This is a genomic window from Leucobacter sp. UCD-THU, assembly GCF_000349545.1.
Classification (GTDB): Bacteria; Actinomycetota; Actinomycetes; order Actinomycetales; family Microbacteriaceae; genus Leucobacter; species Leucobacter muris.
Genome location: NZ_KB714605.1, coordinates 41,856 through 48,139 on the forward strand (window position 1 = coordinate 41,856; position 6,284 = coordinate 48,139).

At 68.6% G+C, this 6,284-nt stretch carries 6 protein-coding genes; 3 read left to right on the forward strand and 3 right to left on the reverse strand.

The window, feature by feature from the left end; genetic code table 11:
* Positions 1 to 29 precede the first annotated feature (29 nt).
* Complete coding sequence (gene rpsO / locus H490_RS29685) at positions 30 to 299, reverse strand: 30S ribosomal protein S15 (protein WP_017885160.1); 270 nt, start codon at positions 297 to 299, stop codon at positions 30 to 32.
* A 416-nt stretch (positions 300 to 715) separates the two neighbouring features.
* On the opposite strand from rpsO, the gene H490_RS29690 reads away from it, so the two are divergent.
* The 3 genes from H490_RS29690 to H490_RS29700 all read left to right on the forward strand — a co-directional run bounded on the left by H490_RS29690 (position 716) and on the right by H490_RS29700 (position 4,261).
* On the forward strand, positions 716 to 1,930 hold the full coding sequence (locus H490_RS29690) for an ammonium transporter (protein WP_017885161.1): 1,215 nt from the start codon (positions 716 to 718) through the stop codon (positions 1,928 to 1,930).
* Positions 1,931 to 2,076: 146 nt separating this feature from the next.
* The gene (locus H490_RS29695; protein WP_017885162.1) at positions 2,077 to 2,898 is read left to right on the forward strand and encodes an inositol monophosphatase family protein; all 822 of its coding nucleotides are present in this window, start codon (positions 2,077 to 2,079) and stop codon (positions 2,896 to 2,898) included.
* A 163-nt stretch (positions 2,899 to 3,061) separates the two neighbouring features.
* Positions 3,062 to 4,261, forward strand: a complete 1,200-nt coding sequence (locus H490_RS29700) for an ABC transporter substrate-binding protein (protein ID WP_017885163.1) — start codon at positions 3,062 to 3,064, stop codon at positions 4,259 to 4,261.
* A 62-nt stretch (positions 4,262 to 4,323) separates the two neighbouring features.
* Here H490_RS29700 and H490_RS29705 read toward each other — a convergent pair whose 3' ends face one another.
* Positions 4,324 to 5,802: an NCS2 family permease gene (locus tag H490_RS29705; protein ID WP_017885164.1), complete on the reverse strand. Its 1,479-nt coding sequence runs from the start codon at positions 5,800 to 5,802 to the stop codon at positions 4,324 to 4,326.
* Positions 5,803 to 6,062: 260 nt separating this feature from the next.
* A partial coding sequence (locus H490_RS32415) for a hypothetical protein (protein ID WP_202950842.1) occupies positions 6,063 to 6,284 on the reverse strand: 222 nt, incomplete at its 5' end.

Below are 6,284 nucleotides of genomic sequence, written 5' to 3' on the forward strand. Positions count from 1 at the left end.
CTTCGCAGTAAGCCTGTGCAGGCGATCGCTCAGCGGCGAAGGCCCAGACGCTCGATGAGCGAACGGTAGCGCGCGATGTCGACGTTCTGCAGGTAGCCCAGCAGACGACGGCGCTGGCCGACGAGCAGCAGCAGCCCACGGCGCGAATGGTGGTCGTGCTTGTGGGTCTTGAGGTGCTCGGTCAGATCCTTGATCCGCTGCGAGAGCATGGCAACCTGCACCTCGGGGGAACCGGTGTCGCCGGGCTTGGTCGCGTACTCTTCGATGATCGCCTTCTTGACTTCTGCTTCCAGTGCCATAGGGATCCCCTCTCTGTTGCTGCGCGGCGCCGTCAGCGGGATGCTGGGGCTCTCTTTATCCGCGGCCGTTCTAACGGCAACCTGTACATCTTAGCACCTTTGCTCCCCGGCCTCTTCGAAGTCGTGTTCCGGCTGACCCGCACCTGTTCGTCGCTGCTCCAGAGGCGGACATATGAACCGGCCGTTCGTATGAGATCTGCCGTCCATATGACGCGGGAGACGGGTATCGCCATATTTTCGGCAGATTCCATATCGAAAGCCGAGGCCCCGAGGGGTCGGAGGAATGTGACCACGCCGAAACACACCCGTGATCCGGTGGTCACGCCCCGGAGACGGTCATGAAACAGCGGCGGCGCACACTGGTCACACGCACGGCTCCCGACCCGCCGGGGCCGGTACAGAGAAAGGCGGCAGCCATGGAACTCACTCCGCAAGACGTGTGGACACTCGCGAGTACCGCGCTCGTGCTCATCATGACCCCGGGCCTCGCCCTCTTCTACGGCGGCCTCGTGCGCGTGCGCTCGGTCGTCAACATGATGCTCTTCAGCGTGAGCGCGATGGGCGTCGTCGGGGTGCTGTGGATCCTCTTCGGCTACAGCATGAACTACTTCGCCGAGGGCGAGAGCGGCTTCGCCGGAAGTCCCTTCAAGGATTTCGGACTGATCGCCACTGCTCCGGCAGACTTCATCGGCGTGGGTTTCGGCGCCGTGTTCGCGATGATCACGACCGCGCTCATCTCGGGCGCGATCGCGGATCGGGTGGGGCTCGGCTCGTGGGTGCTGTTCTCGGGCGTGTGGGCGACGCTCGTCTACTTCCCGGTCGCGGCCTGGGTCTGGGGCGGGGGTTGGATCCAGAACCTCGGCGGCACGCTCGGCACTCCCGACGTGATCGATCTGGCCGGCGGCACGGTGATCCACATCAACGCGGGCGCCGCAGCGCTGGCACTGGCGCTCGTCGCGGGCAAGCGCCTCGGCTTCGGACCCGGTTCCCACAAGCCGCACAGCATCCCGCTCGTGACGATCGGCGCCGCGCTGCTGTGGTTCGGCTGGATCGGGTTCAACTCGGGCCTCGCGACCGAGACGGGCGAGGCCGGCCTGATCCTCGTCAACACCCTGGGCGCACCGGCGGCCGGCATCGTGGGCTGGATCATCGTCGACGTGCTGCGCGGCAAGAAGCCGGGTGTGATCGGCGCAGCCTCCGGCGCGGTCGGCGGCCTCGTGGCGATCACCCCTTCGGCGGCGAACCTGGCGCCGGTCTGGGCGCTGCTGCTCGGCCTCGTCGCCGGCTTCGCCTGCGCCTTCGCCATCGAGTGGAAGTACCGTCTCGGCTACGACGACTCGCTCGACGTGGTGGGCCTGCACCTGGTGGCGGGTGTGATCGGCTCGCTGTACCTCGGCTTCTTCGCCTTCGACGACGGCCTGTTCATGGGCGGCGACGCCGGGCTGCTGCTGGTGCAGACGATCTCGGTGGTCGCGGTGATGGCCTACTCGTTCGTCGTGTCGCTCATCATCGCGCTCGCGGTGAAGATGCTGACCGGGCTGCGCGTCCCCGTGGAGGTCGAGGAGGGCGGCATCGACGCCGTCGCCCATGGCGAGGAGGCGTACGCGTACGAGTCGCCCGCGGTGCGCTGACACGCCCGTCGCAGTCGGCGGTCGCGCCGCGTCGTCTCGTGCCACACGAGACGACGCGGCTGTCGTGTGTACGATCCGAGCCTCGCGGTGCAGGCACTTCCTCTCCCCTCCTGGGAGCTCCTCGGCATCGCGGCTAGGCTCGGAGCATGAGTATCGCGCAGCCCCATGATGCCCAGCAGCTCGCCAGTATCGCCTCGGAGGTCGCCGTCACGGCAGGCGAGCGCATCCTCGAGCTGCGGCGGCGCGGTGTGGCGGTGGCCGCGAGCAAGTCGAGCGAGGTCGACATCGTCACCGAGGCTGACCGCGAGTCGGAGCAGTTGGTGGTCGACGCGCTGCGGGCGGAGCGCCCCGACGACGGCGTGCTCGGCGAGGAGGGCGCGGGCATCGAGGGCACGAGCGGCGTGACGTGGGTGATCGACCCGATCGACGGCACGGTGAACTACCTCTACGATCTGCCCGCGTACACGGTGAGCATCGCGGCCACGGTGCCCGATGCGGCGGCGAGCGCCGACGGGCGCCGGGCGATCGCGGGGGCGGTCTTCAATCCGCGCACGGGTGAGCTCTTCGAGGCGTGGGAGGGCGGCGGATCGCGCCTGAACGGCTCCCCCGTCACGATCTCGGGCAAGCGGGAGCTCTCGACGGCGCTCGTGGGCACGGGCTTCGGGTACACCGCGGAGCGGCGGGCGGGGCAGGCCGCCATTCTCGCGCGCCTGCTGCCGCGGGTGCGCGACATCCGGCGCACGGGATCTGCCGCGTACGAGATCTGCAGCTTCGCCGCGGGCCGCCTCGACGCCTTCTACGAGCACGGCCTGCAGCCGTGGGACTACGCGGCGGCGCTGCTCATCGCCCGCGAGGCGGGCGCGTCGGTGATCGGCATCGATGACGCCATGCCTCCCGGCGAGCCCGGGTTCTTCGCGGCCGATCCGGAGCTGGTGCACGAGCTGCGCCGCACGCTGCTCGTGCCCTGAGGGGCGCACGCGCCGACACGCCCGGGCCTTCTCGAGAATCAGGGCCGCTCTCGCCGAGCAATGTCAACGAAGGTGACACCGACGTGGATCGGGTGTTTCCGGATGTGTGAAGATGGGGGCTGAGAGGCGTCGCGCCCGCGACGCAGTTTCCAAAGGAGGGAACATGCTCCGTCAGTCTCCGGACCCCGTGGTCCGTGATCTGGTGAACCGCGTCAGAACCGCCCAGATGAACCGTCGACAGCTGCTGCGGGGCACGTCCCTCGGCGCCGCGCTGCTCGGCGTGGGTTCCCTCGCCGCCTGCGCAGGCCCGAGCGGTCCGGGCGACGGCTCCGGCGGCACGCTGCGCTGGGCCAACTGGACCTACTACCTCGACTACGACGACGAGACGGGCGGCTGGCCCTCGCTCGACGCGTTCATGGAACAGAGCGACATTCGCGTCGAGTACTTCGAGGACATCGACGACAACAAGACCTTCATCGCGAAGATCAAGGACCAGCTGAAGCTCGAGCAGGACACCGGCTACGACGTGATCGTGCCGTCCGACACCACCCTCGTGCGACTGCTCGAGCAGGATCAGCTCACCGAGTTCGACCGCTCGCTCATGCCGAACGTCGACGCGCAGATGATCGACATGGTGCAGCACGCCTCGTTCGATCCCGAGCGCAGCTGGTCGATCCCCTACCAGGCCGGCATGACCGGTCTCGTCTACAACACGCAGCTCTACCCGAAAGGCGTGCGCGAGGTCTCGGACCTGTGGGCGCCCGAGCTCAGGGGCAAGGTGAACCTGCTGACCGAGCAGGACGACACCCTCGCGCTCATCATGCTCGAGCAGGGCGTCGACATCGAGGGCGACTGGGGCGACGACGAGTTCGATGCTGCGCTCGAGGTCGCGGCGAAGCACATCTCGAGCGGCCAGGTCGCCACCGTGAAAGGCAACTCGTACACGCAGGATCTCGAGCAGGAGACGGTCTGGGCCGGTATGGCCTGGTCGGGCGACATCGCGATCCTCAATGAGGACGCGGGCGAGGAGATCTGGAAGTTCGTGGTGCCCGACTCGGGCGCGTCGGTCTTCGTCGACTCGTTCTGCATGCCCAAGGCCACCGAAGCGTTTGACCAGGTGCACGAGCTCATCGACTACTACTACGAGCCCGAGGTGGCCGCGCGGGTCGCAGAGTACGTGCAGTACGTGACCCCGGTCGCGGGCGCGCGCGAGGCGATGGAGCAGCTGAACCCCGAGCTGGCCGAGAACCCGCTCGTCTTTCCCGACGAGGAGATGTCGAAGCGCATCTTCGATATGCGCTCGCTCACCGCCGAGGAGGACAACCGCTACTCGCAGGCCTACCAGCGCATCCTCGGCAACTGAGCCGGCGCCGACGAAGCCCCCGGGACCGCGATGGCGGATCCGGGGGCTTCCTCGTGCGGGGGTCAGACGCCGAGGAACACCTCGATCGGCCCGCGCGCGAAGAAGATCACGAAGCCGGCGGCCACCACCCACAGCAGCCAGTGGATGCTGCGGGCCCGGCCGCTGAGCGCGTGCACGAGCACCCACGCCACGAAGCCCGCACCGATGCCGTTGGCGATCGAGTAGGTCATGGGCATGACGGCGACCGTCAGGAACACGGGCAGCAGCACACGGAAGTCGGTGAGGTCGATGTTCTTGATCTGCGCCATCATCAGCGCGCCCACGATCACGAGGGCCGCGGCGGCGACCTCTGTCGGCACGATCTGGGTGAGCGGAGTGAAGAACATCGCCAGCAGGAACATGAGGCCGGTGATGACGTTCGCGAAACCGGTGCGCGCGCCCTCGCCGATACCGGCGCCCGACTCGATGAACACCGTGTTCGACGACGACGAGGTGACGCCGCCCGCGATCGCACCCACGCCCTCGACCACGAGGGCCGACTTCAGGCGGGGGAAGTTGCCGTTCCGGTCGGCGAGACCGGCCTCGCGCGACAGGCCGGTCATAGTGCCCATGGCATCGAAGAAGTTGGTGAAGAGCAGGGTGAATACGAGCATCACGACCGTGACGGCGCCCACGCGCCCGAGGTCGAAGCTGACCGCGCCGATGAGGCTCAGGTCAGGCACGCCGAACGGCGCCCCGCCGAGCTCTGGCACCGTGAGGCCCCATCCGCCGGGGTTCGCGATCTCGCCGTCGGCGCCGGTGCGCGGCCCGAGCTTCGCGATGGCCTCGACGATCACCGAGATCACGGTGCCGCTGACGAGGCCGATCAGCAGGCCGCCCTTCACCTTGGCCGCCACCAGCACCCCCGTGAGCACGAGGGTGACGGCGAAGATCAGGGTGGGCACGGTGAACACCGAGCCGTCGACGCCGAGACCGACGGGCGGGGATCCCTGGCCGGTCGCGGTGACGAAGCCCGAGTTGACGAAGCCGATGAACGCGATGAAGAGGCCGATGCCGACGGTGATCGCGAGCTTCAGCTCGACCGGCACCGCGTCGAAGATCATGCGACGCAGGCCGGTGGCGGCGAGCAGCACGATGAGCGCGCCGTTGACGACCACGAGGGCCATAGCCTCGGGCCACGTGACCTGACCGACCACCGAGAAGGCGAGGAAGGCGTTGATGCCGAGGCCCGCCGCGAAGCCGAAGGGCAGGCGTGAGACGACGCCGAAGAGGATCGTCATGACGCCCGCGGTGAGCGCGGTCACGGCGCTGACGGCGGGGAACGAGAGGGTGTTGCCCTCGACGTCGACGCCGCTCGTCAGGATGATCGGGTTGAGGATGACGATGTACGCCATCGTCACGAAGGTGACGAGCCCGCCGCGGATCTCGGTGCCGAAGGTCGACCCGCGCTCGGTGATCTGGAAGAAGCGGTCGAGCGCTCCCCTCGGCCGGGCCGATGCCGCGGCCTGCTGGTTCGTCGTCTCCTGGCTCGCTTCTGCCACCGTCGCCCCGTTTCTCAAGCTGAACGTCTGCTGAACACAGCAACGCTACCATCCGGGCCGCCGGACCGCAGAGGGCTGCCGAGCCACCGAGCCGCCCGGACCGCCCGGACCGCCCGGACCGCCGAGCCACCGAGCCCGCGCGGCACCGATCGACGTTCACGCACCCCGTTTCGGGTGTTCCCGGTGCGTGAACGTCGATCGGTGCGCGGCCTGAGCCGGCCTTCCCCCTGAGCCTGTGGAAAGTGGGCGGGAGGGCCGGCTCACGCTGAGGCGGCGGGGGTGGTCTGCTTGCGGCGTCCGAAGATCGCGAAGAGCACGCCGCCGGCGATGAGGATCGCGCCCGCGACCCCGATCGCGGTCATGCCCGCACCGCCGAGCACGGGCAGCGCCCCAGCCTCGCGCATCTGGTTGGGCACGTTCGCGACCGACCCGCTGCCGGTGAGACCGGTGCCCGGATACACCGTGATCTCGGTGGGCGCAGC